The organism is Psychrobacter glacincola (assembly GCF_965118485.1).
GTDB classification, from domain to species: Bacteria; Pseudomonadota; Gammaproteobacteria; order Pseudomonadales; family Moraxellaceae; genus Psychrobacter; species Psychrobacter glacincola_D.
The window spans coordinates 60761-85689 of sequence record NZ_CBCPJH010000009.1; the positions used below are offsets into that span (position 1 = coordinate 60761).

At 42.3% G+C, this 24929-nt stretch carries 22 protein-coding genes and 1 riboswitch; of the genes, 10 read left to right on the plus strand and 12 right to left on the minus strand.

The window, feature by feature from the left end:
* Positions 1-9: 9 nt before the first annotated feature.
* The 3 genes from hemC to ACMHKH_RS04895 form a co-directional block, all read right to left on the minus strand.
* A complete protein-coding gene (gene hemC, locus ACMHKH_RS04885) occupies positions 10-1038 on the minus strand; it encodes a hydroxymethylbilane synthase (RefSeq protein WP_413519543.1) in 1029 nt (342 codons plus the stop codon).
* 182 nt (positions 1039-1220) lie between these two features.
* Positions 1221-1958, minus strand: coding sequence for a LytR/AlgR family response regulator transcription factor (locus ACMHKH_RS04890; protein ID WP_413519544.1), 738 nt, complete (start codon positions 1956-1958; stop codon positions 1221-1223).
* 130 nt (positions 1959-2088) lie between these two features.
* Complete coding sequence (locus ACMHKH_RS04895; RefSeq protein ID WP_413519545.1) at positions 2089-3123, minus strand: histidine kinase; 1035 nt, start codon at positions 3121-3123, stop codon at positions 2089-2091.
* A 230-nt stretch (positions 3124-3353) separates the two neighbouring features.
* On the opposite strand from ACMHKH_RS04895, the gene argH reads away from it, so the two are divergent.
* The 3 genes from argH to thiC all read left to right on the plus strand — a co-directional run bounded on the left by argH (position 3354) and on the right by thiC (position 7666).
* Positions 3354-4727: an argininosuccinate lyase gene (gene argH, locus ACMHKH_RS04900; protein WP_413519592.1), complete on the plus strand. Its 1374-nt coding sequence runs from the start codon at positions 3354-3356 to the stop codon at positions 4725-4727.
* A gap of 157 nt (positions 4728-4884) precedes the next feature.
* Positions 4885-5181, plus strand: a complete 297-nt coding sequence (locus tag ACMHKH_RS04905; protein WP_413519546.1) for an oxidative damage protection protein — start codon at positions 4885-4887, stop codon at positions 5179-5181.
* A 125-nt stretch (positions 5182-5306) separates the two neighbouring features.
* Positions 5307-5430: riboswitch (TPP riboswitch) on the plus strand.
* 238 nt (positions 5431-5668) lie between these two features.
* A complete protein-coding gene (gene thiC / locus ACMHKH_RS04910) occupies positions 5669-7666 on the plus strand; it encodes a phosphomethylpyrimidine synthase ThiC (RefSeq protein WP_413519547.1) in 1998 nt (665 codons plus the stop codon).
* A gap of 85 nt (positions 7667-7751) precedes the next feature.
* Here thiC and ACMHKH_RS04915 read toward each other — a convergent pair whose 3' ends face one another.
* Together ACMHKH_RS04915 and ACMHKH_RS04920 are read right to left on the minus strand one after the other, a co-directional pair.
* The gene (locus tag ACMHKH_RS04915) at positions 7752-8654 is read right to left on the minus strand and encodes a fructose bisphosphate aldolase (protein ID WP_413519548.1); all 903 of its coding nucleotides are present in this window, start codon (positions 8652-8654) and stop codon (positions 7752-7754) included.
* Positions 8655-8835: 181 nt separating this feature from the next.
* The gene (locus tag ACMHKH_RS04920) at positions 8836-9684 is read right to left on the minus strand and encodes an EamA/RhaT family transporter (protein WP_413519549.1); all 849 of its coding nucleotides are present in this window, start codon (positions 9682-9684) and stop codon (positions 8836-8838) included.
* Between the two features lie 320 nt (positions 9685-10004).
* Between ACMHKH_RS04920 and ACMHKH_RS04925 the strand changes: the two genes are divergently transcribed.
* Genes ACMHKH_RS04925 through ACMHKH_RS04935 form a run of 3 tightly spaced genes read left to right on the plus strand, consistent with a single transcriptional unit; the run spans position 10005 to position 13486 of the window.
* Positions 10005-11906: an ABC transporter ATP-binding protein gene (locus ACMHKH_RS04925; RefSeq protein ID WP_413519550.1), complete on the plus strand. Its 1902-nt coding sequence runs from the start codon at positions 10005-10007 to the stop codon at positions 11904-11906.
* Positions 11907-11963: 57 nt separating this feature from the next.
* The gene (locus tag ACMHKH_RS04930; protein WP_413519551.1) at positions 11964-12851 is read left to right on the plus strand and encodes an alpha/beta fold hydrolase; all 888 of its coding nucleotides are present in this window, start codon (positions 11964-11966) and stop codon (positions 12849-12851) included.
* 8 nt (positions 12852-12859) lie between these two features.
* The gene (locus tag ACMHKH_RS04935; RefSeq protein WP_413519552.1) at positions 12860-13486 is read left to right on the plus strand and encodes an alpha-ketoglutarate-dependent dioxygenase AlkB family protein; all 627 of its coding nucleotides are present in this window, start codon (positions 12860-12862) and stop codon (positions 13484-13486) included.
* Between the two features lie 35 nt (positions 13487-13521).
* On the opposite strand, the gene ACMHKH_RS04940 is transcribed toward ACMHKH_RS04935, so the two are convergent.
* The 3 genes from ACMHKH_RS04940 to ACMHKH_RS04950 form a co-directional block, all read right to left on the minus strand.
* Positions 13522-14517: an NADP-dependent oxidoreductase gene (locus tag ACMHKH_RS04940; RefSeq protein ID WP_413519553.1), complete on the minus strand. Its 996-nt coding sequence runs from the start codon at positions 14515-14517 to the stop codon at positions 13522-13524.
* A gap of 51 nt (positions 14518-14568) precedes the next feature.
* Positions 14569-15339: an endonuclease/exonuclease/phosphatase family protein gene (locus tag ACMHKH_RS04945; RefSeq protein ID WP_413519554.1), complete on the minus strand. Its 771-nt coding sequence runs from the start codon at positions 15337-15339 to the stop codon at positions 14569-14571.
* Positions 15340-15552: 213 nt separating this feature from the next.
* Positions 15553-16665: a hypothetical protein gene (locus tag ACMHKH_RS04950; protein ID WP_413519555.1), complete on the minus strand. Its 1113-nt coding sequence runs from the start codon at positions 16663-16665 to the stop codon at positions 15553-15555.
* Between the two features lie 555 nt (positions 16666-17220).
* Here ACMHKH_RS04950 and ACMHKH_RS04955 point away from each other — a divergent pair.
* The 4 genes from ACMHKH_RS04955 to ACMHKH_RS04970 all read left to right on the plus strand — a co-directional run bounded on the left by ACMHKH_RS04955 (position 17221) and on the right by ACMHKH_RS04970 (position 20990).
* Positions 17221-19416, plus strand: a complete 2196-nt coding sequence (locus ACMHKH_RS04955; RefSeq protein ID WP_413519556.1) for a M3 family metallopeptidase — start codon at positions 17221-17223, stop codon at positions 19414-19416.
* On the plus strand, positions 19417-19671 hold the full coding sequence (locus tag ACMHKH_RS04960; protein ID WP_413519557.1) for a hypothetical protein: 255 nt from the start codon (positions 19417-19419) through the stop codon (positions 19669-19671).
* A gap of 152 nt (positions 19672-19823) precedes the next feature.
* Complete coding sequence (locus ACMHKH_RS04965) at positions 19824-20366, plus strand: hypothetical protein (protein ID WP_413519558.1); 543 nt, start codon at positions 19824-19826, stop codon at positions 20364-20366.
* Positions 20367-20426: 60 nt separating this feature from the next.
* Entirely contained in the window at positions 20427-20990 is a 564-nt protein-coding gene (locus tag ACMHKH_RS04970) for a hypothetical protein (RefSeq protein WP_413519559.1), read from the plus strand.
* 113 nt (positions 20991-21103) lie between these two features.
* Here ACMHKH_RS04970 and pnp read toward each other — a convergent pair whose 3' ends face one another.
* The 4 genes from pnp to ACMHKH_RS04990 form a co-directional block, all read right to left on the minus strand.
* The gene (pnp, locus tag ACMHKH_RS04975) at positions 21104-23206 is read right to left on the minus strand and encodes a polyribonucleotide nucleotidyltransferase (protein ID WP_413519560.1); all 2103 of its coding nucleotides are present in this window, start codon (positions 23204-23206) and stop codon (positions 21104-21106) included.
* 610 nt (positions 23207-23816) lie between these two features.
* Positions 23817-24083, minus strand: coding sequence for a 30S ribosomal protein S15 (gene rpsO / locus ACMHKH_RS04980; RefSeq protein WP_079690572.1), 267 nt, complete (start codon positions 24081-24083; stop codon positions 23817-23819).
* 368 nt (positions 24084-24451) lie between these two features.
* On the minus strand, positions 24452-24637 hold the full coding sequence (locus ACMHKH_RS04985; RefSeq protein ID WP_413519561.1) for a hypothetical protein: 186 nt from the start codon (positions 24635-24637) through the stop codon (positions 24452-24454).
* Between the two features lie 127 nt (positions 24638-24764).
* Positions 24765-24926, minus strand: coding sequence for a hypothetical protein (locus ACMHKH_RS04990; RefSeq protein WP_413519562.1), 162 nt, complete (start codon positions 24924-24926; stop codon positions 24765-24767).
* Positions 24927-24929 lie beyond the last annotated feature (3 nt).

Here is a 24929-nt window from a genome sequence, read left to right on the forward strand (position 1 = left end):
ATCTAGCTGTTATTTGGCGTTGTATATCGCTGCTAAAATTTCACCAGCACCAGCTTCCAATAACATATCAGCTACCTCTATGCCCAGCTGATTAGCTTGTGCTTCTTGCTCAGATTGGCTGCCAGTTAGTGTCACCTGTTTATCAGCTTTAAGCACCTCACTACCATCTTCTTGACCGACGCGACCACGTAACCACAAGATATCGCCTGCGTCATCATTACCATTATTGTCGTCAGTAACAGTCGTCGATGCTTCAGTCTTTTGTAGTACGGCATAAGCAGCAATTGGTACTTGGCAACCGCCTTGCAGATGACGATTAAGCGCACGCTCAGCAATCAGGCGAATACGAGCTTTGTCATCATTAAGTGGAGCTAACAGCTTTAACACTTCAGCATCATCGGCGCGACATTCAATCGCCAATGCACCTTGCCCAACTGCTGGCAAGCAAATATCAATATCTAGCTCACTACGAATGCGCTCATCAAGCTCAATACGCTGTAAACCACTAGTTGCCAAAATAATCGCATCATACTCGCCCGCATCAAGCTTACTTAAGCGCGTACCAACGTTGCCGCGTAAGGTTTTGATTTGCAAATCTGGACGATAGGCTTTGATTTGGCATTGACGGCGTAAACTGGCAGTACCGACTACTGCACCTTGTGGCAGCTCATCGATACTACTATAAGTATTGGATACAAATGCATCAGTTGGTGAAGCACGTTTACAGTAAACGCCTAACATCAATCCTTCTGGCAAATCCATCGGCACATCTTTGAGTGAGTGCACGGCAATATCTGCCTGCTTGTCATACAATGCCTGCTCAAGCTCTTTAACAAATAAGCCTTTACCGCCAATTTTCGCCAGTGGGGTATCCAAAATCTTGTCACCTTTAGTGACGATTTTTAATAGATTGATGGTCATCTCAGGATACAAGGCAAGTAGCCGGTCACGAATATGCTCAGCTTGCCATAATGCCAAAGGGCTTTGGCGTGTAGCGATATTTAAGGTAGTCAAAGCAGGTTGTTGCATGGTGCTCATAAAAGGCCTCAATCATTTTATTACTAGAGTGTCAGTGCTCGACAATCATGCAAGCATGTCACTCGAAATGGGTCAAAAAATCGTCTATAACAATAATAAGGTAAAAAAAATACCCCTATTTAAGCATAAATAAGGGTTTGATGATATGGCATGATTATTTTAGGAGGCAAGGCATACTATGATTAAATATTCTGAATCTTTTCGCGCAGTGCTGGCAGGTGACGACGACTGACCGCTAAAGTCTCATCAATCCCCTTAAAATGCAGCTGATATTGACCGGCATCTAGCGTCTCTAAAAAATCCAAATATTTGACATTGATAATAGCATTACGATGCACACGGAATAGTTTGTCTTCAAACTCTTGTTCAAGCTCTTTTAAAGTGTCATCAATCAGCACAATACCATCTTTGTGCCGTACTTTGACGTACTTTTGATCTGCTGTAAAATAGTAAATATCTTTCAGTTTTATCAATTCAACACCGCGATGGGTACGCGCAGCGATATGCTCGCGCACGGGTCGCGAGGTCGGATTCTCAAGCTTAAGAATCTCATTTAACTGTGCGGCATTGAGGTTGGTCGCCTTTTGTAGGGCTTCTAGCAACTCATCTTTATTAGCAGGCTTTAGCAAATAACCAATGGCGTTGGCTTTTAGAGCGGCAATGGCATAATGATCATAGGCGGTCACAAAGATGACAGCAGGCGGATGCTTTAGCTTGGCAAGCTCTTGTGCGCATTCTACGCCATCCATCTCCGGCATACGGATATCTAGTAATATAATATCTGGCTGATGCGATTTTACGGCGACGATGGCTTCTATACCCGTCTTTGCTTGGGCAACTACGATATGACCTGACTCTCGAACAATCCTAACCAAACGCTCACGAGCTAATGGCTCATCATCACAAACTACGATCCGCATGCAAGCTCCTTCCAAGGGCATACTTTGAATATATATTTAATAGTATCAATTCATATGATTATTACGATATGATAAAAGATGCAATAAATATGCCACGGCAAATAAATACCAATAGTAGTCACTAATATGGTTATAAGCTCACATCTTGTAGTGGATAGTCAATAACCGTCACAATCTGCTTGTTTGTCACCGTACTTTGAATATCTGCACTTTGTCCAAAGTACGCACGTAGGCGCTCTGCTTGAATATAAAAATCCATATTTTGGCGCAAATCATGGTGAATCATTAAGCTGTTTTTAGGTAATTGCATACTGATGGTAATCGTCACACGATGCTGTATCCAGGTAACCTTAATATCACTGTAAACGGTTTCAGTGCTCATCTCAACCACATTAATCAACATTTTTTCAATCACGCTTTGTAAACTTAAAGCGGTGATGGTCATATCGTACATCACATCTTCATCAGGCAACTGCCAACTGACGACCAGCTTATCTGCTAATCGAATCGATTCAATCGCTAAATAATGCTCACAAAGTGCAACTTCTTCTTCAAAACTAATCTCGCGCGCACCATTAAAGCTGGCACGAAATAGTGCTGACACGTGCTGTAATAAGTCGGCAGCACGTGTTGGATTGGACTCAATAAGTGACATCAATGTATTAATAGTATTAAAAAAGAAATGCGGGGCGAGACGGGCTTTAAGTACATCGTTTTGCGCGCTAAGTTTTTGCTCAAATGATTGCTTAAGCGCCGTCATATCACGATAACGACGTAAAAAGACCAGCAATCCTGTAATGGTAAATCCTGCAATAATTAATACATTAAAGATGACGGTTGAGATAAAAGCTGACAGAGTAAAGTCAAACAAACTCGTATTCATCATCAATAGCAGAACCAATGTCAGCGTAGTTACGGCGTTTATGGTAATGATGAGCAAAACATATAAGCTGGCCTTTAAGGTGCTCATACGTTTAAAAACAGGGCGCAGGTAGTCGATGATATAAAAGGATGGCAGCAGCGTTAAGGTAGTTTGGACAAATCTTGCCGTCATTTTTATGATAAATTGCGTCTCATTAGCCACGCTATTGCGATCGACAATCGCCAAAAAAAGCGACCAGAAAAAAATTGTAAGCAGCCACTGCCCAGGTTTCATGATTTCCATGAGCCTCGGTATAAAAAACTCTAAGCGCTCCGCTAGTAAGGCAACCTCATCATTTGCTATACTTGAGTTCTTATTCTCTTGACTGGCCTTAGACTGATATGAACGCCAACTCTTCAAATATTAGTAATCCTGATTCAAATAAAAATCCATCTGTTTCTGATTCTAGCACAGATGCTTCTCTAACAAATACTGCTGCGCAAAACAGCCCTACCAACTCTCAGGGTCAGCAGATGTGGGGTGGTCGCTTCAGTGAAGCAACAGACAGTTTCGTTGCCGCCTTTACCGCCTCTGTTGGCTTTGACCAACGCTTTGCGCGCCATGATATTCAAGGCTCAATCGCTCATGCGACCATGCTTAAAGAGTGCGATATTTTAAGCAGAGATGACGTTGCTGTCATTATTGATGGTTTGCATCAAGTCCTACGCGAAATCGAAGCCGGTGAATTCCAATGGTCTATTGCGCTAGAAGACGTGCACATGAACGTCGAATCACGCCTAACCAACATCGTCGGTGCGGTTGGCAAAAAGCTACATACTGGACGTAGCCGTAATGATCAAGTCGCTACCGATATTCGTCTTTGGTTGCGTGAAGAAACCGACAATATCGTTGCATTATTGGTGCGCTTGCAAAGTGGTTTATTAGATTTAGCCGAACAGCATACCGATACCATCATGCCGGGCTTTACGCACTTGCAAACGGCACAACCAGTCAGTTTCGGTCACCACGTCATGGCATGGTTTGAGATGTTATACCGTGATACCGAACGCTTAGTCGATGCACGTCGCCGTATCAATCAGATGCCATTGGGTAGTGCTGCCCTTGCCGGTACAACCTTTCCAATCGATCGTACGATTACCGCTAAGCTGTTAGGTTTTGAAGGCATTTGCCAAAATTCACTCGATGCGGTGTCGGATCGTGATTTTGCCATTGAATTCACCTCGGCTGCTTCTATCTTGATGATGCACATGTCGCGTATGAGTGAAGAGATTATTCTTTGGATGTCAGCGCAATTTAACTTTGTGCAGATTCCTGACCGTTTTTGTACTGGTTCGTCGATCATGCCGCAAAAGAAAAACCCTGATGTTCCAGAGTTGGTTCGCGGTAAAGCAGCGCGCGTATTTGGTCAGCTAATGACTTTATTAAGCCTAATGAAAAGCCAGCCGCTTGCTTATAATAAAGACAACCAAGAAGACAAAGAGCCACTCTTTGATTGCGTTGATACCTTAACGGGTTCATTGTTGGCGTTTGCTGAGATGTTACCCAACATCACGCCAAATAAAGAAAATATGCGCGCTGCCACCATGAAAGGCTATGCGACTGCGACCGATTTAGCTGATTATCTAGTACGTAATGGCGTTGCGTTCCGTGATGCCCATGAAGTGGTGGGTAATGCCGTTGCGTTAGGTATTCGCGAGGGCGTAGATTTAAGTGATTTATCCTTGGCTCAATTGCAGCAGTTTAGCGATGCCATTGGCGATGATGTGTTTGAGTATTTGACTTTAGAAGGCTCACTTGCCGCGCGTGACCATTTAGGTGGCACGGCACCGAATCAGGTCAAACAAGCCATTAGCCGTGGTCGTACACGCTTAGAAGTATTTGCTTAACAGCTGCTTAATATCTATTTAAAAATATTAGCGCTTTATTATTAAAAATACCCGCCTTTGTTGCGGGTGTTTTTTTGAGCAGAATCAGGTACAGTATTAGGCAATCTCACCTATCCTTAACATCATTAAAAAAATCATTATAAATCAGGAGTCATTCATGACCGAAACTTTTAACCCACAAGCCAATACCGTTTTTTGCCGTAAATATCATCAAGACTTGCCAAAAATGCCGCATCCGCCTTTTCCGAATAAAAAAGGTCAAGAACTACAAGAAACAGTCTCTGAAAAAGCTTGGAAAGAATGGCTTGAGCAACAAACGATGCTGATTAATGAAAATCATCTCAGCATGCTCGACCCTGAAGCTAAGAAGTTTTTAACCGAGCAGCGTGATAAATTTTTGGATAATGAAGATTATGAGCGCGCGCAAGGTTGGACACCAGAGAGTAAAGGATAAGTCATTCTTTAAGCTTTACGTATAGCCAGTTAGCAACAGTGATAGAAATACCACGCTAAAAATAAAGCCGCTAAATGGCTGGGACTTGCTGGTGAAGTTTGCTAGTATAAAGGTGATTTACAACACTGACAGACTCGGGGTGCGATATATATTGACTGCTTAATGTGCAGTTAACGTATGGTCGCTGAGAAACCACCCGCCGAACCTGATGCGGTTAGTACCGACGCAGGGAAGTCTTAAGCCTATGTTGTATCGTACAAAGGGCGCGCAGAAATGCCTTTTTATTATTGCCAGTATCGAGCAGCGATTTATACTGCTAAATGCTGTTTTAATAAAAATGATGCCCACCAATCCTTTATAGATGACTTATCAATATTTATTTTGATAAGCCATTATCTTGCGATTGAATTTGTCGGTATAAGATAGTCTTGCCCCGCAGCTACTGGCGGTGTTGCCTTTACCACTGGACAACACGCTAGGACAGCATATGAATACTTCAGATATTGGCTCACCAGCCACCACGCATACCCCTGTAAAAACAAGCAAGGTAGACGCGCTAAAAACCCCAGCCCATCGCAGCGAAACTGACGCTCGTTTTGAAGAAGACGCGCGCGACTTGCATCGCATTTTGCCTGCCTCGCGCAAAGTTTATATCGAAGGCTCACGTCCTGACATTCAAGTGCCGATGCGTGAGATTACCCTTGACCCTACTCCCATCCAAGGCGTTCCTGAAAGTAAATGGGAGCAAAATCCGCCGTTTTATGTTTACGATACCTCAGGCGTTTATACCGACCCCGATGCCCACATTGACTTGACTAAAGGTTTACCAAAACTACGCGAAGGCTGGATTAAAGAGCGTGGCGATACCGAACAATTAGACGGCTTATCTAGCGAGTATGGCTTATCACGTGCCCGTGATATCAGTACTGCCAATCTACGTTTTTCTCATATCGATAAGCCGCGCCGTGCTAAAACTGTTGATGGAAAAGTAGGTAATGTTACTCAACTACACTACGCCCGTCGCGGTACTATTACCCCTGAGATGGAATATATCGCCATCCGCGAAACCCAAAAACAGCACGCCTTGACCGATATGCGCCAGCACGAAGGCGAAACGTTTGGTGCGCACACGCCTGCTATTATCACCCCTGAATTTGTCCGTGATGAAGTTGCTGCCGGTCGTGCCATTATTCCAAATAATATCAATCACCCTGAATCTGAGCCAATGATTATCGGGCGTAATTTTTTAGTCAAAATTAATGCCAATATCGGTAACTCTGCGCTGGGTTCTTCTATTGATGAAGAAGTATCGAAAATGACGTGGGCGACGCGTTGGGGTGCGGATAATATCATGGATTTATCAACAGGCAATCATATCCATGAAACCCGCGAGTGGCTGATTCGTAATTCGCCAGTACCAATTGGTACCGTACCCATTTATCAAGCGTTAGAAAAAGTCGATGGCGTTGCAGAAGATCTAACGTGGGAAATCTTCCGCGATACCTTGATTGAGCAAGCCGAACAAGGTGTTGATTATTTCACCATTCATGCTGGTGTACTGCTGCGTTATGTACCGCTGACGGCAAATCGTTTGACCGGTATCGTATCGCGTGGTGGTTCTATCATGGCGCAGTGGTGCATGTTTCATAATAAAGAAAGTTTTTTATATACGCATTTTGAAGATATCTGCGAGATTATGAAGCAGTATGACGTGGCGTTTAGTTTAGGCGATGGTCTGCGCCCTGGTTGCCTGCAAGATGCCAATGATGAAGCGCAATTTGGTGAGCTGCGTACCTTAGGTGAGCTGACCCAAGTCGCATGGAAGCACGATGTACAGGTGATGATTGAAGGTCCCGGACACGTGGCAATGAACCGCATTAAAGAGAATATGGACTTGCAATTAGAAGTCTGTGCTGATGCGCCTTTTTACACGCTAGGACCCTTGACCACTGACATTGCACCCGGTTATGACCATATTACCAGTGCGATTGGCGCGGCGATGATTGGCTGGTTTGGCACCGCAATGCTCTGTTATGTCACGCCAAAAGAGCATTTAGGCTTGCCGAACAAAAAGGATGTCAAAGACGGTATCATCACTTATAAAATCGCTGCTCACGCCGCTGATTTGGCAAAAGGTCATCCGGGTGCGCAGGCGCGTGATAACGCCTTATCCAAAGCCCGTTTTGAATTCCGCTGGGACGATCAGTTTAATCTAGCACTTGACCCTGATACCGCGCGCGAATTTCATGATGAAACCTTACCAAAAGACGCGCACAAGTCCGCGCACTTTTGCTCCATGTGTGGCCCTAAGTTTTGTTCTATGAAAATCACCCAGAACGTGCGTGAGTATGCTAAAGGGTTAGACGCTAAAGAAAATGGTATACAAGCTACAGACGCTATGAGCGTAGCGGATATCCAAAAAGGTATGGACGAGATGACGCAAAAGTATCACGCGGAAGGACGTCAGTTGTATAAAGAGATGTAGTAAGATAAAAGTAACTGATTTATTTCGACCACAAAAAAGCCTCTGTAATAATTACAGGGGCTTTTTTATAGTTGAGTTTTAAGTTTTAAATCCTAGACGCCTGATAAATCTCTTCGATTGAGTTATCAATGATACTTGCAAACTCTTGATCGTTTTGTTGTTTGCTCAAGCCTTCGGTAAAGGCACGTGAGAAGCTGGCAATCATACCTGGGTTTTGTTTGAGCTTAGCGCAGGCATCGCTACGGCTATAGCCACCAGATAACGCCACGACTTTTAATACTTTCGGATGGTCAATCAGTTCTTGATAAAAACCAGCTTCTTCAGGCAGGGTCAGCTTTAGCATGACTTGCTGCTCATCGTTTAAACGCTCAAGGTTGCGCAAAATATTGGTTTTGAGTATTATTTCGCAGTCATGTTTTTTAGTACTATTAATATCAACTTCCGGCTCGACGATAGGCATTAAGCCTTTTGAGATAATTTGCTTAGCGACATCAAACTGCTGCTGGACGACTAGCTCAATACCATCGACATTTGGCTCATAAATCACTGAACGCATTTTGGTACCAAATACGGGATAGTTCTTTGCTTTATCTAATAACAAATCTAAACTTGGCATCGGGCGCATCACTTGCACACCACTCATGTGCTCAGCTAGGCCCTTATCAACCTTTAAAAACGGCACGATATTTTTATCTTCCCATAGATAATTGGCAGTCGGCTTACCATTGACTTCACGCTCCATCGTATCTTCGAATAAAATTGCCCCAAGGACGCGCTCATTATCAAAAGCGGTGCAAGTCATAATACGGGCACGCATTTCATGTACCAAATCAAACATGGCTTCGTCGTTGTCATAAGCATCACCATTGATACCATAATTTTCGAGCGCTTTTGGGGTGCTGCCACCACTTTGATCGAGAGCGGCAATAAATCCTGAACCATTTTTGATACGTTGTAGCTGTTTGTTATATTGGTTTTGATATTCCATTGCAAGTGCATCCTATTCTTATTCATTAAAGACAAATATTACAAGGCAAATAGCTTTTCCCAGCTATATTAGCCTTGCTGTTTGTAGATAACCTTATCATAGGACGCCCTGCATGCCTATATCTGATGCAATAAAGCTTTTATAAAATCACCACCACATTCATGAGGCTAGATGACAACTCTTATGCTAAAAACAGCACTGCCACACAGCAAATCGCTAATAATAAGCCCAAGATATTGATACGGTTGAGGGATTCTTTAAACACACCGACGCCGATTAAAGTAGCCACCGCAATCACACCGACATTCATACCAGTAAAGACAATGCTTGGCGACTCCGACAATACTTGATGGGCGCGAATATAAGCATAAATATTACCAACATTCAGCGCGCCCAATAACAATCCAGCAGCCAAGGCATTGCCTTGCCAGCGAACGCGCACAATTAACAAGTAAATGAATAACAACAAACCTGCTAAGCCAAAACTAATAAATAATGTCAGCGGAAAGGCAGCACCTTGCTTGGCAACTTGCTTGAATAAAATATCAATAATGCCATAGCCTGCCCAGACACCAAACAGCCAGAGCGGTGTATATTTGGCTTGTTTGTTAATCTGCCGCTGCTGCGGACGATAAATCAGCGCCCCGAGTGCCAAAAACCCAAGCAATAAACCAAAAATACGTGTGCCAGTGAGTACTTCACCAAATAATAAAAAAGCGGCGACAATAGGAATAATTAACGATAATCGCTGAGCGGCGTCAGTTGCCACCATACCGACCGCTGCAATCGCACGCCCGAGAACGATAAATACCGCAGGCAACAGTACGCCAAGAGCGATGATAATTACCCACGCACCGCCAAGTGCGCTCATGCCACTGACATCTGGCTTGAGTAAAAACCAAGTCAGTAAAAAAGCGACGGGATAACCAGCAACGATGGTTTGGCGGATATCAATATCACGCTGGCGCAATACTTTCAATAACACTGAAACGGCGACACTACACAGTACCGCTATCGTTAAATACATCATAATTCTTTGCCTTAGTCTTAGTCCTAGTCTTGCTTTAACCATCCAAAATGTCGAGGATGTATATATATCAAGGTTAATTTTAAAAGGAGAGAAAGCCATAGAATGTAACAATATATTTTTTATGCAGCAAGCTATTTATCCTTATGCCCGATAAGATGAGCTTACGGGTGTCTGCTGCGTTCAAATTACAATTACCATGCAAGACTGATTGCGAAGTTTTGCTAAAATAGAACGCTATTTTATTAACATAAGTAACCACTCAGGATAACGTTTGCTAGCGTTTATCTTGACGTATTGCTGTTGACGTATTACTACTGCCTATGAACGCTTTATTTCGCTTTTTTGAATCCCGCCTATCCGCTTTCCCCGACACCCCCTTGCCCTTACCTCGTGATGGACTGATTAAGTTCTTGTGGGCGTGTACCGAGGGCTTGCGCGGCTGGCTACTGCTATTTATGATTTTGTCCGCTGGTATCGGTATCTATGAGGCGATGCTCTTTGCATGGATTGGTAATATCGTTGACTGGCTGGGCACCTATACCCCGCAGACGCTATGGACCGAAAAAGGCGATATTTTACTGCTCATGCTAGCAGTATTGATTGTCAGTCCCTTCTGGATTTCCTTGTCATCCTTGATTCGTTTTCAGTCGATTCAGGGTGTGTTCCCAATGCAGATGCGTTGGCGTTTCCATCAGCGCATGCTGGGTCAATCCATGCAGTTTTATCAAGACGAGTTCTCTGGTCGTGTCTCTGCAAAGGTTATGCAAACGGCATTGGCAGTACGCGATACGGTGATGACGGTCACTGACATGCTGCTCTATGTTTTGGTCTACTTTATTACTACGGGCGTTATTTTATTTAATTTAGACGTTTTATTATTAATCCCGTTTGTGATTTGGTTTGTACTGTTTGGTTTGAGCATGTGGTTTTTTATTCCTAAGCTCAAACATACCGCCATTGTGCAGGCCGATGCCCGTGCCCTAATGGTTGGTCGCATCACCGATGCCTATGCCAATATTATGACGGTGAAGCTATTCAGCCATTCACGTCGTGAGCTGAGCTATGCTAAGGATGCAATGGGGCAATTTTTAAGCACAGTACACTCGCAAATGCGCTGGGTCTCGCAACTCGAAATCGTTAATCATACCATCAGCGTTATTTTATTGGGGTCGACCGCTGGCATTGGCTTGTATCTCTGGCAACAGGGCTCGCTTGGTGTTGGTGCGATTGCCGCAGCAACCGCCATGGCACTGCGTTTAAACGGTCTTACCAAAATGATTATGTGGCAAACAGCTAGCCTATTTGAAAGTATCGGTACGGTACAAGATGGTATGCGCACTTTATCTGCGCCACAAACTGTTGTTGATAAACCAAATGCGCCAGAGTTAACAGTTACCGAAGGTCGAATTGTCTTTGATCATGTTGACTTTAGTTATGAGAGTGATGAGATTAACGAAGATATCGAAGGCGATTATATTGATGAGGTCAATCCTATGATTGCCACGCGGATGAAGCTACTTGATAATTTTTATTTAGATATCAAACCGGGTGAAAAAATTGGTTTGGTTGGGCGTTCAGGTGCTGGTAAATCTACCTTAGTGAATCTGCTACTGCGCTTTTTTGATGTTGATAGCGGTAAAATTTATATCGATGGACAAGCGATTGATGAAGTTACTCAAGAGTCCTTACGGCAGCAAATTGGTATGGTCACTCAAGATACGTCTTTATTACATCGTACTGTGCGTGAAAATATCGCTTACGGTCGTCCTGATGCCTCTGATGAAGAAATTATTACTGCGGCAAAACAAGCCCAAGCATGGGACTTTATCAAAGATTTATATGATGATAAAGGTAATACTGGGCTTGATACCCAAGTCGGTGAACGCGGCGTCAAACTTTCTGGCGGGCAACGTCAACGCATTGCCATCTCTCGTGTTATGCTAAAAAATGCACCGATTTTATTATTGGATGAAGCGACTAGCGCCCTTGATTCTGAAATTGAATTTGCGATTACTGAAAGCTTGAACGATATTATGACTGGCAAGACGGTTATTGCTATCGCCCATCGCCTATCAACCATTGCCGCACTTGATAGACTGGTCGTGATGGATAAAGGTCAAATTATCGAGCAAGGTAGCCATGATGAGCTATTGAATCTACATGGCGTCTATGCGCGCTTGTGGCATCGTCAAAGCGGTGGCTTCTTAGGTGAAGACAGCTAATTACAGTGCGTTACTAGCAATATTACCAACAACCTTTCACAGGAACGTGTTTATTTTATGGAAGCTTATACCAATCGTGTCAACCTAGCGGGCAAGCAAGCCCGCTATTACGACTTAAAGCAGCTTAGCTCTACTGCTCGAACTGATGATAAACGCGCGCCTGCGCATTTTTATGGCGGTAATAGCTTTACTGTCGGTACTTACACGCCATTATTAAAGAAACTATCAGCTAACTTTGAGCTGAGTTCCTTAGCATTACGCGGCTATTGGTACGATAAACCGAATAGTCGTCGCCTGACACGTGAGCAAGATGCTGATATGCTGATTGAGTTTTTAGAAAAAACCCAAGATAAACCTGTTGTCGGTATTGGACATTCGCAGGGTGCGACTTCTACTGCCATAGCGGCAGCGAAGCGTCCAGAGCTATTCTCACAGCTATATCTTATCGAGCCTGTGACCTTTACCAAAAAACAAGCGACCATTTATAACTTACTGCCGCGTCGATTTTTAATGAGCAGACAGCCATTTAAAAGTACGCTAACTAAGCAATCAACTTGGGCAAGCGTCGATGATTACTACGAGAGTTTACGCGCGCAACGTGCTTATAAACGTATCAGCGATGAGCACTTAAAGGTGTTTGCTGAGCAAAGTTTGGCTGCCAATAATGACGGAAGCTACAGCTTGATGTTTGCACCGGAACAAGAGCTTGCCAATTATTTTGGTGCGCCTCATATTGATGCCGCGCTCAAAAAACTGAGCTGCCCTTATACTTTGATTACTGGAAAGCCCACTTTATTTATCAACCCAAAAGTACGCAAGCAATGGCAAAATTTTGTCCCTGACGAGAGCATAATCTCCTTGCCAGAGTATGGACATTTATTGCCCATGGAAGCACCAGAAATATGCGCCCAAGTCATCAATGAGCATTATCAGAGTAGTAAATAGGCTTATCTATGACTGACCTTTTTGCGCGCAAGCCGACTGACAACCTCTTGCCTTATGACGGACAGGTAAATGATTTAGGAATTGCGATTGATTATCCCAGTCCTTTATTCTACAACCTAGTGACCGAGCTACCTTGGCAAGCGGATGTTGTCACCTTATTTGGCAAGACGCATACTACCACGCGGCAAATCGTTTGGATGGGCGACAGTGATGTCAGTTATCAATATTCTGGACAGTCTCATCAAGCCATAGCATGGACAGACACTGTGTTTCACGTGAAACATCATATTGAAGAGCAATTATCGGCACTTGGCATTGATATTAATTTTAATTCTTGTTTGCTCAACTACTACCCTTCTGGTGATGATGGTATGGGTTATCACGCCGATGATGAGAAAGAGCTTGGCGTGGAGCCGATTATCGCTTCGTTATCACTTGGCGCTACACGGAAATTCGTCTTCAAGCATAAAAAAACTCAAGATAAAGTCGAGCTTTATCTTGAGTCAGGTCAGCTAATTGTGATGCACGGCGATACCCAAAGCTTTTGGAAACACAGCATCACCAAGACTAAAATGGTAAATACAGGACGTATCAGCTTAACCTTTCGCCAGATACACCCGAATAATCGAAGCTAGCTATTAGCTAAATTTAGCAAAAAATTAAATTTGGCTCAGCTGACTTTCAATACTAATTTACCAAAGGCATCACCTTTTTGCAACTCATGATGTGCAGCAACGACCTCTGACAACGGATAGGTCTGTTGCAACCGTAAAGTCAGTTGACCATCTGCCACCAGCTGTAAAACACGCGCCATATCTTCGCCATTACGCTGTGCAGCATAACCTTCAACGCTTAGGTTTTTTTGACTACCTGCGTCTTTCAATTTATCTACCCAAATCGTTGGCAGAACATATACCCGTCCAGATGCTTTCACAACGTTTAACGCTCGTACACCTGCTTCATCACCAACCAAATCGAGTAATACATCAGCTTGCAGCTCAGGGAACGCATCATTTTTGGTATAATCAATCCAACCTGCAAGCTCACTAGTAGCTATCAAGCTATCCAGTTTTTCATATTTTTCTGCTGAACAAATAAGCGTGACTTTGATATTATTTTTCGCAACTTTATTCATCAACAGCTGAAGTAACAAATGACCAACACCGCCTGCTGGAGCATTCATTACTACGTGCTCGCCCTCTTTTATATTAGCAAATTCAGCAAACTGCAACGCTGTTTGTCCGATACAAGGTAATGCTCCTGCCTGCTCTAAGGTAACTCCTTCAGGTACAACTGCCAGCATTTTGGCATCAACCGCGACGTATTCAGCGTAGCAGCCGCCATCAAAGGTTAATGCCGCTACTTTATCACCAACCGCAAAATCTGCACTACGGCTTTCGACTACGGTGCCTGACATATCAAAACCTAAAATTGCGGGCTGATCATGGTCAAATTTATCTTTTTGAATGTTGGTAGCGCCCCAACCTTTACCTTGGCGGGTTTTATAATCGACTGGATTGATACCTGCGTAAGCAATTTTTACCAGCACTTGATTGTCAGTCAACTCAGGAATGGCTACATTGCCTTGATATATCATCACTTCAGGTTCACCAAACTCACGTATGAGTACTGCATGTTGAGTTATTGGTATTTGTTTATCAGACATAATTTACCATCCTTTTTATTTTAATATTTTATCAATTCTTGATTTTATATTTTAAGGTAATGCTAATTCTGCACTCAATGGCAGATGGTCAGACAACGTCGACCACGGCTTACCGGTATGTACCCAAGCGTCTTTTACTCTCAGATTACGGACGTAGATACGGTCTAAGCTTAGCACAGGCAGCTTCGCCGGAAAGGTTGGCAGCAACTTGCCGTGACAATGTTTAAAGGCTTCAGTCATACCTAAACTTGACGCTAATTTATCACAGGACATTTTTTTCCAATCATTAAAATCGCCTGCCAAAATCAGTGGCTGATCAGGTGCAATCTCATCGCGGACATAATTGGCAATCGCTTCGTATTGTTTGATACGATCACGCTCAAATAGGTTTAAATGCGCGCATAAAACCACTACTGGCACATCCCAACCTATCGGTTGTACTTCGCAGTGTAGGACACCGCGTTGTTCAAGCTTATTGACCGTAATGTTAACATTATGTTTAGGATCAAGCGGAAAGCGGCTTAATACCGCATTGCCGTGATGACCATTTTCATACTCTGAGTTTTTGCCATAGCTATTTTCTAGCTGCAGATATTCACCAAACCATTCGTGCTGTGATTGGTCGGGGTACTCGTTGTATTGCATATTACGTTTTAGGTTCTGCCCCTGTACTTCTTGTAGGCATAGTATGTCTGAGCCGATAATATCAAGGGCTTGAGCGATACCTTGAATTTTGACTTGGCGATTCATCGGCGACATGCCTTTATGAATGTTATAGCTAGTCAGTACAAAAGAGGTAGTAGTCATAATTTTATCAGTCATAAACTCAGCATTTAAAGAGTAAGTATTGGGTGTTGATTGGGTCGGCTTAAAATAAAAAATCGTTTACAGCATATTAAAGATAGTATAAAACAATATAAATAAAAAGAGCATTGGCTCATATCGAACCAATGCTCTTATACTATACCTATCTAGTGTTAATAACAGTACCATCAATAACCACTGGCTCATTCATTGCTGAATTTAAGCCGTCTATTAATAGCGGGTCACAAGAGCAATCGGTTGGTCTGCACTCATAATATCTTGTGGCATAAAGACCGCTTTACCGCCATTATGAATAACATGCTCAATGATTTCACCAATGGCATCGTCAGTGATACCCTCTGCGCTAGCATCATCAGCCAGACTTAACGTTTGCGCTTTTTCATCGATTTTAGCGGCTTGGATGTAACCACGGCGGACATATAAGGTCTCGCCTACCCCTTGGAAAGCACTACGATAGACTTCTTGCAAGTCAGTTTGCAGCATACTTGCACCGCGCGCTTTATCAATCTCACCCAATGCTGCATGATGTAGCGAAGTACGATACTCTTCTACTGCGTCTTGCACACTATCGATAATACGCTGAGCGCTACCATCTTCTAAGTTAGTGGCATTCGATACCGTGGCAATAATATTATCAGGACGGTCACAAACATCTTTATAGTAACCGATATTTTTGGTGTCACCAACGATAACGAGCGGCATTTTGTGCTCGCCCCACAGCTCTTGAACACTCTTATCTACTTGGTTAAAGAACTCTTTTAAAGCGCTGCTTTCATTATTAGCTGAACGGTCTGAGCCGCCATCACTTGTGGTATGTAGCCCATTATTTTCGATAGGAAATGGAATATTTTCCATATTGTTTTGAACTGCTTCATCTGGCGTAAACTCACGTACCACACGGTCATTAGAGGCTTCAATCAAACGCGCCTTATCACGAGTCAATACCACGGTATAGTAATGTACCGCACTTGCCATATCACGCACCAAATCACGGGTCGCAAAGCGATGTGAGATGACTACACGCTCAGTGGTATCAATGGGCATACGAATCACTTGTACATCGTCAGTACTAGCGAAAATAGCCAAGGTATCTAGGTTATGATTATGATTGAGCTCTTTGGTCTTAGCATGAATATTGTCTAAGATAGTAGTCGCGGTACGTTTGTCATACTCATTGGTTAGGCGTTCTTCGACGACTTTTAATTGGTTTTTTAGGGCAATGGGATCTTTGTCGTTAGCAGGGTGTTCGCGATGAGTTTTGACAAAAATACTGACTGCTGGATTTGCCTTTGTTTCACGTAAGCTTTTTAGAGTTGCTTTCATAAATACTGCTCCTTGTTTTATGACCATGAATTTACAGTACTACTTTTGGTATGCTTTGCCTGTCGCTGCTTTTTAAATTTTTATATAAGATAGCAACATGCTCTTAATCACCATACTCTTAGTAACATAGCATGCTTAACACGCTATTCATACTATAACAATTAAGTCATATAACCCTATCAACTTGACATCATAAGCTATAGGGTTGATTTGCAAGCAAATGATGACGCTTTGTAAATGCTAGCAACACAAAACGTAACCGCTATAACAAATTTAGCTTATTCATCAGCTTGGTAAAGCTTTATTTCTGAGCTTGTATTTTTGCCGGTGAAGACCCATCTTTTAGATAGTGCACTAATAATCATTAATGATGATTGGCGTACACACTACAAAATTAGTCTCGCATTGAGACATTTATTTTTGAGATATTTTGATATCAATTTATCTTATTTAAATATAAACAACAATGCCCTTCTATCATTTGAACGATTTGAATAATTACACTATATCAAAGCAGCTTATTTATCATATTCATTATTTATAACGGACCCTTTTATGACTTCTATTTCTCAAGAGCTACACCTTGTCGATTTTGCCAATACTGCGCCAGCTACCTTACAACAGCAAGTGATTAGTGCTATTGACGCTGCCAATGCATTTCTTGATGAATTAACGGTAATGACAGATAACAAGGAATCAGAGAACGCTCTAAATACTGAGCAAGCGCTGACCGATATAAAAAACTTTGATCATATCAACTTGGCATTAGATCGCAGTTGGGGAATTTTATCGCATCTTAATAGCGTGATGAGTAACGATGAGATTCGTCATGTCCATCATGAGCTGTTACCAAAGCTGTCTGCCTATGGCACGCGAGTCGGTCAGCATCAACCGCTATTTAGCCGCTATCAAACTATCGTCGATGACAAGGTATTCTTTGCAGCCCTTGAGCCAGCTCGAGCACGTGCTATTGAGCTTGCGCTACGCAGCTTCGAGCTATCAGGGGTCGCATTACCAAAAACTGAACAAGAAAAATTTGCCGCGATTCAAAGCAAGTTATCTACCTTGTCAGCAACTTTTTCCGACCATGTGTTAGACGCCACTCAAGCTTATGCGTTGCCGCTTAAAACAGAACAGTTAGCAGGTTTGACTGAAAGTGGTTTGGCATTAATAGCCGATGCTGGTGAGCAATATAAAACAAGCCAGCTTGCAAATGGTTCGCTCACGCAAGCAGAGATTGATGCCTTACCAATGCCTTATTATGTGGCAAGTTTGAACATTCCTGTCTATCTTGCCATCATGACCCATGCCGACGATCGCAATCTGCGTGAGACTTTATATCGTGCTTATGTTACTCGTGCCTCTGAGTTTGATGAGCACACCAATGCCAAGGGCGAATCATTAAATAACGCCGATATTATGAGTGAGATTTTGCAACTACGTGAGCAAAAAGCCAAATTGCTAGGTTTTAATAACTATGCAGAGGTATCGCTATCGACCAAAATGGCAGATAGTGTGGCAGAAGTAGAAAGCTTTTTGCATGATTTAGCGGTGCAAGCAACGCCAACTGCTGAGCAGGATTTGGCACAATTGCAAAAATATGCGCAGGATTATGGTATTAAAGATTTGCAGCCATGGGACAGCGCTTATATCGCTGAGAAAGTAAAACAAAGCGAATTTAGCCTATCACAAGAAGAAATCCGCCCATACTTCCCGTTACCAAAAGTAATTAGCGGCTTATTCGCCATTGTTGAGCGTTTATACGGCATCAAAGTACAAGAGCAAAATGAATCTGTGTCGCGTTGGCACGATGATGTTCGTTTTTATCAATTATTTAATGCTGATGACAATCTGCTTGGCGGTTTCTATTTTGATTTATTTGCCCGTAGTGGTAAACGCGGCGGCGCTTGGATGAGCGGCTTTCAGTCACGTTATAGTTATGACGAACAAAACCATCAGCAGCTACCAGTATGCTTTATGGTCGGTAACTTTACCCCAGCGCTCGATGGTAAGCCAAGCTTATTGACCCATGATGAAGTCGTTACCTTATTCCATGAGTTCGGTCACGGTTTACATCATCTTTTGACTCAAGTCACTGTAAGTGATGTTGCTGGCGTCAATGGTGTAGAGTGGGATGCTGTCGAGCTACCAAGCCAGTTTATGGAAAACTGGGCATGGGATGCGGAAGGTATTGAGCTGATTAGTAGTCATGTCGAAACAGGCGCGCCATTACCAAAAGACAAACTTGATGCCCTATTGGCCGTTAAAAACTTCCAAAGCGGACTTCAAGCTCTGCGTCAAATTGAATTTGCATTGTTTGATTTATTAATTCATGCACAAACGCCAGCGCTTGATTACAAAGGTATATTAATGACTCTAAATACTGTACGTCATGATATTTCGATTATGCAGACACCAGACTATAACCGCTTTGCCAATGGTTTTAGCCACATCTTTGCTGGCGGTTATGCGGCAGGTTATTATTCTTATAAATGGGCCGAGCTACTATCTGCCGACGCCTTTAGTAAGTTTGAAGAAGACGGTATTTTTAATCCTGTGACTGGTAAAGCCTTCCGTGAGACCATTTTATCCGTTGGTGGTAGCTTCCCTGCCAAAGTAAACTTTGAGAACTTCCGTGGTCGCAGTGCCAGTATCGATGCTTTGCTACGTCATAGTGGTTTTATAGATACCAAAAACCAGACTAAAAATAGTGCTGCTGCTAATGCTGCAACCACACGTGAGGTGATTTAGATGCGTTATCAATCGACGCGCCCAAAGCGGCAATTTCTATCGGGTGTTCGCTGCCCTAAGTGTCAAACGATGGATGCTGTGGTACAAATAAATATCGTCACTCCAGAACCTGATGAGTATATCGAATGCACATTGTGCGGACATAGCGAACATCGTCCCGATCCTGATGCTATCAGTGCCAAGAACCATCTTGAGGATCAACTTATCCGTGATGCAATGCATACCGGAACCAGTGGTACAGTCAAATTTAAATAAAGACTGATTAAACCCTGAGTATCAAATAGTCATATCTCATTACCGTTGTAAATGAGGTTATAACTACTGGCCTATCTAGCAATAGATGGGCTTTTTTATTTCGAGTTTGCTATAGTATGGCAACTAATATCTCAACCTAAATTGACTGTAGAATGAAAAGCCAAAAAATGCGTCCTTTACCCAATAAAGCTTCAAGCAAAAAAACCACTAAGACTGCCAACTTTAATAAGCCGCGCCCAAAATGGTGGTTTGGTATTCTATTAATTGTATTATTGGTTGGTTATTTAGTTTGGAAAAGCATGGCATCTCAGCCTAATTATACCACTGCTGAAAACTTACCAGTTACTTCCGAACAAGATGAGCCTACACGAATTGCTTCCGTGCCATTAGAAGATGACGTTAGGGATGTTATTAATGATGAAAATCAAGACAGCGCTAACATAACTGATTCTAATATCTCTAACCCTAAAGCCATCTTAGAAGCCCCATTACCAGAAACAGACAGTTTGGCAAAAGAAGAAATAGATCGTTTAGAAGATGAGCGCAAGCGCCTAGTCGAACAAGAAAAGCTCGCTGCTGAGCAGATTACGATGACCAAGAAATTGACAGAATTGAAGGCGGAGGAGATTGCTTTACTCGAGCAACAAATCGCTCAATTAGAGATCGATACTGCTGCTAAAATGGAAGCTAAATAATAACAATACTAAATAAAACCTAATGCTAAACAACGTATAATTTTATATAGAAGATGAATGATGGCAACTTTGCAACTCACTCACGCCCCTATTCTAAATAGTAGCGCGCAGCTGCTTATACTGCCAGTCAACACTGCTGGTATCCTTTTAGACACTATTCTTAGTAGAGCCAAAACCTTATACCCTGATAACTATCAACGTTACTTCCGTGCTTGCCGTGATAGTAGCCTAGCAGTAGGTAGCTGTTTGCTACATAAACGCTCACTTGAGCATGCTGGTCTAGGTATCAGTAGTAATGGTAACCAACCAAGTTATATCGCCAACCTCGTCATCTCAGACCACCCTTATCATCCAACAAGATTACGCTGGTTAATGGCTGCTTTAGGCGATTTGCAGCAACAGCTCATACCACTAATACGTTATCAAGGTATTCGCAGAGTTGCCCTACTAGCACGTCCTCTTATTTTTAATAAGCCACAACAAAATAGTACCGATGAATCCAACATAGAAAATCTGATTCCTCTGGATTGGCATACGCATATTTTACCGTTACTGACGCAAGCGCTAAAAAATTTACCTAACATTCGCATCGATATTCATCTGCCAAAAGACATTACCTTATAACAGCTTATTTTGATATCCGTTGTTATTTACGCCCATAAAAAAACCGCCTTGAACACTCATAATAAGTGATTCAAAGCGGTTTTTTAAATATTAACGCTATCAAATATCAAGCATTAGTTTTGCTCAATACCTTTCATGGTCAGTTTAATACGACCACGGTTATCCACGTCTTGTACCAATACTTTAACGATTTGACCTTCTTTTAGATAGTCAGAAACGTTTTCTACGCGCTCATCAGCGATTTGTGAGATATGTACCAGACCATCAGTATTTGGCAATACGTTAATAAAGGCACCGAAGTCAACGATACGAGCAACCGTACCCTCGTAAGTTTTACCTACTTCAACTTCTGCTGTGATTGCTTCGATTTTAGCAATCGCCAATTTGGTTGCTGCTTTGTTTTCACCAAAGATACGAATAGTACCGGCATCATCGATATCAATAACGGCACCAGTTTCTTCGGTTAGCTGACGAATCGTCGCACCGCCTTTACCGATAACATCACGGATTTTGTCCGGATTGATTTCGATAACCGCGTAGTTAGGTGCATGAGCATTGATTTCAGTACGGCTCTCAGGCAATACTTTGTTCATCGCGTCTAAGATATGGATACGACCAGCATGCGCTTGTTTTAACGCTTGTTCCATGATATCTGGGGTAATACCTTCGATTTTGATATCCATTTGCAGGGCGGTAATACCGTCTTTAGAACCAGCCACTTTAAAGTCCATATCGCCAAGATGATCTTCATCGCCTAGGATGTCAGACAATACAGCAAAGCGCTCGCCTTCTTTGACCAAGCCCATCGCAATACCGGCAACCGGTGCTTTAATTGGTACGCCCGCGTCCATTAATGCCAAGCTTGCGCCGCAAACAGAAGCCATTGACGATGAACCGTTTGATTCAGTGATCTCAGATACCACACGGATAACGTATGGGAAGCGATCGCTATCAGGCAGCATCGCTTGTACACCGCGGCGCGCTAGACGACCATGACCGATTTCGCGACGTTTAGGAATACCTTCACGACCCGTTTCGCCTACTGAGAAATGTGGGAAGTTATAATGCAGCATGAAATGATCACGGATTGTGCCCGCTAGCGAGTCAATCATGTTTACGTCACGAGTATTACCAAGCGTGGTCGTTACTAATGCTTGAGTTTCACCGCGAGTAAATAGTGCTGAACCATGAGTAAATGGCAAGACACCGACTTGTACATCAAGCGCACGAACGGTTTCTAAATCACGACCGTCAATACGTGGCTTACCTGACAAGATATTGTCACGAACGGTGCGATATTTTAGATCGTTATAGATTTCTTTTAGCTCAGATACTGTATCAGCATAGCCTTCTGACTCAGCGTCTCCAGCAAGGGCTGCAATAGCAGCGTCTTTAATTTCATCAAGCTTGCTGTAACGAGCTTGCTTATCAGTGATGGTATAAGCGTCAGATACTTGCGTACCAAACTGCTCTTTCATACCAGTCTCTAACGCTTGATCGCGTACAGGAGCAGTATATTGCTGCTTAGCAGTACCGATTTCTGCTGCCATTGAAGCAATGTTATCGATAACGATTTGCTGCTGCTGATGACCGTATAAAACCGCACCTAGCATTTGATCTTCTGACAGCTCTGCCGCTTCAGATTCCACCATCAATACCGCAGATTTAGTACCAGCGACTACCAAGTCAAGATCACTTGCTTTAAGCTCTTCAAGGGTCGGGTTTAGTACGTATTCACCGTTAATAAAACCAACACGGGCTGCCGCAACAGGACCATTGAATGGGGCATCAGAGATAGCTAATGCCGCTGAAGCACCGATAAGTGCTGCGATATCCGCTGATTGGGTTTTATCAGATGACACCACTGTCGCTGTGATTTGAATCTCGTTCACATAACCTTCAGGAAATAGCGGACGGATTGGGCGGTCAATCAGACGCGAGGTCAAGGTTTCGGACTCGCTCGCACGACCTTCACGTTTACCGTAAGCGCCTGGTATCTTACCTGCAGCATACATTTTTTCTTGATAGTTAACCGTTAATGGAAAGAAGTTTTGACCTTCTTTAGCATCAGACTTTACAACCGCAGCTACCAATACAGTAACGCCGCCCATATGGACTAAAATAGAGTTGGCTTGGCGCGCAATACGTCCAGTCTCGATGACAACCTGTTGGTTGCCATATTGAAACTCACGCTTAATGGTATTAAACATTGTCATATAATTTTCCTAATATTGACTGACGAAATAATATCAGCAAAAAAACACTGATATCTGTCATTAAAATTCTTTGTATATAGCTTTTAATAGACCGTCTTTATACTTGTAAATCCTGTCTATAAAAACTATTATTATCAAATACTTATCTTATGTAATTGGCTGGTATAGAACGCGCAGCCATACATATGAATTAATACTAAAATTCGGTTTACTATAGCGATTATTTAAATCTTTATAGCATCAAAATCGCCCCATCTATGGAGCCTTTCAACTTCGTTACTTATGCATTTCTGTCTATAATAAGCAATACAATGAAACCTAGAAAGCATTATTTTACAGTGATTTATGGTCATTGACCAATCAAATACCCCACTGTCTATTTATTCAAAATACTTACTACTTAGTAAAATATAAGCTTTTTTAGCGACTTAAGCTTATACCATACTGATAAGCATAAAAAAACGGCGTGAAACTATTCCACACCGTTTTTAGAAAAATCTATTGTATCGATATTAACAAGCAAGTTCCAACTGGCTGCGCAAAAACTCTAAAATACTGCCTGATTAAGGCATCTTTTGTTTCAACGACCACTTGTACTACTGTCGTCAAATTAACGACGTAGACCTAACTGGCTAATAAGGGTGGTATAGCGACCAAGATCTTTACCTTTTAGGTAATCAAGCAATTTACGACGGGTGTTAACCATACGGATAAGACCACGGCGGCTATGATGATCCGCTTTATGAGCTTTGAAATGGTTTTGTAAATCGTTGATACGAGCACTTAACAAAGCTACTTGAACTTCTGGTGAACCTGTATCGTTTTCGCCACGTTGGTACTGAGCAATGATTTGTTCGCGATCGGCATTAGTTAGCATAAATCTCTCCGGCAATGCTAAAAATCTACAGTTCATCAATAAATTTTAATGAGTGTAAAATGATAGAATAAATGAAATAGTCTGACTGACATTCGGGACAACCCTGCATTACTAGAGTTGACCTAGTGTACGACAAGCTCAATAAGTTGTACTTTCATTTGAATAAGACTCCAAGTAATACACTATTACCCAATCCCTATTTATATAAAGGTTTGAAATAAAGCTTATTACTTAAGCACATTCTAAATGTGAGGGCAATTATAACAAAAAACTGCTGAGCTAACAGCAGTTTTTTGTTATGGTTTATAGGCTATATCTAGAGAGTATATCAAACAATATCTTTAAAAATGACAGACTAAAATTCTGTACTATCGGCTATTTTTATTTTTAATACCATCTTCGTTCACGGTACCACCAAGATCATCATCTTCTAGAGGCACAGTCGTCGCTTCTGCTAAGCTATCTGGAGCAACATCTTCGCTAGGATTTATATCCTCTGCAAGATTGTGAATTTCCTGCTCTTGTTCGTCCATATTCTTTACTGAATCACTCATAGTGGCTCCTAATTATGGTTATTTTTGGGCCTTTCTTTACTAATAATTTATTAATTAATAGTGAGCACATTTAAGCTAATTCTTATAGTTCGCACTATCTATAGTGATAATAAATTTAAATAATCTATTATTGGTCTTTTTTAGTGTTTTCTAAATTATCGGCTACATGCTCAGCGGCAGTGTCGGTATCTTTCGTATTATTACCTTCAGTTTGTTCTTCAAGAGCTTTGATTGCCGTATCTGAACGTTGTTGCTCAAGCTTGGTATCGTTTGGATTAGGGTTTGACATAGT